The 1,963-nt window shown below is 60.6% G+C and carries 1 protein-coding gene and 1 pseudogene; one reads left to right on the top strand and one right to left on the bottom strand.

The window, feature by feature from the left end; genetic code table 11:
* A pseudogene (locus MMB92_RS35130) lies at positions 1-281 on the bottom strand (group II intron reverse transcriptase/maturase); the annotation flags it as partial.
* Positions 282-451: 170 nt separating this feature from the next.
* On the opposite strand from MMB92_RS35130, the gene MMB92_RS35125 reads away from it, so the two are divergent.
* The gene (locus tag MMB92_RS35125) at positions 452-1,486 is read left to right on the top strand and encodes an IS110-like element ISBcen3 family transposase (RefSeq protein WP_006491259.1); all 1,035 of its coding nucleotides are present in this window, start codon (positions 452-454) and stop codon (positions 1,484-1,486) included.
* Positions 1,487-1,963 lie beyond the last annotated feature (477 nt).

The following is a 1,963-nucleotide window of genomic DNA, read 5'->3' as shown; positions in this document are numbered from 1 at the left end:
TCACGGATCGCGGGCCACGCCGTCACCAGATGGCGCGACGTCTGGTCAATATCCAGACCGTCCACGCCAGCGGCTCCCTTGTTGGCCCGTACCCGTTTGAACGCCTGCTTCAGGTTCTCCCTCGTCAGCGCCGCCATCAGCAGCGATGACCCCGTGTCCCCGGATTCATGGCGCGGGCAACAGCCTTCGTCGCTCACGGGCATAGACGCAGCTTCACCGCGTATGCTTCCCGCTCGCCCCGCTCGCACGGGCATCTGACGCATTGCCTGTCGCATCGACATGACGCTGGACACTCCTTCCCGTTCGGCCCTTCGTCACCAGCTTCAGCCTCATCGGCCTGTCCTGTGACTACTACGACCTCTGCTAATGGAATGGACGCCCCCGCCCGGCACGGCATCGATGTGCCAAAGTGGAAGTGTCAGCCACCACTTAACCAGAGGGAACGCCCATCATGAAGGTTACGACCGTTGGTATCGATCTGGCAAAGAACGTCTTTCAAATCCACGGCGTCGACGCGCACGGCAAAGCCGTCCTCAAGAAGCAGATCCGGCGCGATCAATTAATGCTGTTCTTCACGAATCTGCCAGCGTGCTTGATCGGCATGGAGGCCTGTGCCAGCGCGCATTACTGGGCACGACGCGTTCAAGAATGCGGACACACCGTTCGACTAATGGCTCCGCAATTCGTTAAACCCTACGTCAAGACCAACAAGAACGATGCGGCCGATGCCGAAGCAATTTGCGAAGCCGTCGCTCGGCCCAACATGCGCTTCGTCCCCATCAAGACCGAATCGCAGCAGGCCGTCCTCGCCGTACATCGCGCACGTCAGAGTTTCGTCAAGGCGCGCACCGCGCAAGCTAATCAGATTCGTGGGCTCCTCGCCGAATTCGGCCTGGTGATTCCCCAAGGTATCGCCCACATCGCGCAACGCGTACCCGAACTGCTCGACTCCGACACTTGCGCCTTGCCAGGCCCGTTTCGTCTCCTTGTGCTGCGCCTGATGGAGCATCTCAAGCTGCTCGATCAGCACGTTCGAGAACTCGAGACGCAAATTCAGACCTGGCACCGCGACAATCCCGCCAGCCGCAAACTTGCCGAGATTCCCGGCGTCGGGCCAATCACGGCAAGCGCACTGGTCGCGTCGATCGGCGATGCCAAGAACTTCGAGAACGGCCGTCAACTGGCCGCTTGGCTTGGGCTGGTCCCTCGGCAACATTCCAGCGGCGGCAAATCGACCTTGCTGGGCATGAGCAAGCGAGGCGACTCCTACCTGCGTACGCTGCTCATCCACGGCGCGCGATCGGCCATCCTAGCCGCACAACGAAAGCCCGACACCGATAGCTGGCTGAGCCGCCTGCTAGGCCGACGCCATCCCAACATCGCTGCCGTAGCCCTGGCCAGCAAGAATGCACGCGTCATATGGGCGTTGCTGGCTCACAACCAGCAGTTCCGACCGGGTTATGCGACTGCCGCGGCAGTCGCATAACCCGGTCGGCTTGCAGTCGAACAAGACCGCTGCGACAAACTTTAGGAGCGACAAACCACCCGATTGCTCAGGCAAGCAATGCAGTGATGGCGAGACAGGTCAGACCGTGGCCGGCAAAACCCATAGAAGTCAGAGCACCTCAAGTGCGATCTGCTGATTGAGGAGCTGGCCAGCGTATTCCATCAGGGACAGCAGGCGTACGCCTGACATCAAAGTCCGGATGTATGGCTGCAATCGATGCCTTCGAACCGTCACTCACCGCGAACCTGGCAAAACGGGGGCGTCCATGTATGACTTCTCGCTCCGGCTCGACGCCGTCGCCCTTTCAGGCATAAGGCGAGATCTCCCCATACATGGACGCCCCCGGCTTGCCAAGCTCTCAGTACGTGACGACGCGAGGTAAAGATTGCACCCGTACATTCGGACTCTGATTGTGGCCTTCGGCCACGGTCCCTGATGGGATGTGCTGGTTGGCGC

The organism is Burkholderia sp. IO2 (assembly GCF_029522185.1).
In the GTDB taxonomy this organism is placed as follows: domain Bacteria; phylum Pseudomonadota; class Gammaproteobacteria; order Burkholderiales; family Burkholderiaceae; genus Burkholderia; species Burkholderia cenocepacia.
Note: the sequence above shows the minus strand (reverse complement) of the source record. Positions and strands in the feature narration are given on the sequence as shown.

What these genes read in the sequence shown, in the direction of transcription:
- MMB92_RS35125 (WP_006491259.1), top strand. Translation starts at nt 452, where the DNA reads ATGAAGGTTACGACCGTTGGTATCGATCTGGCAAAGAACGTCTTTCAA.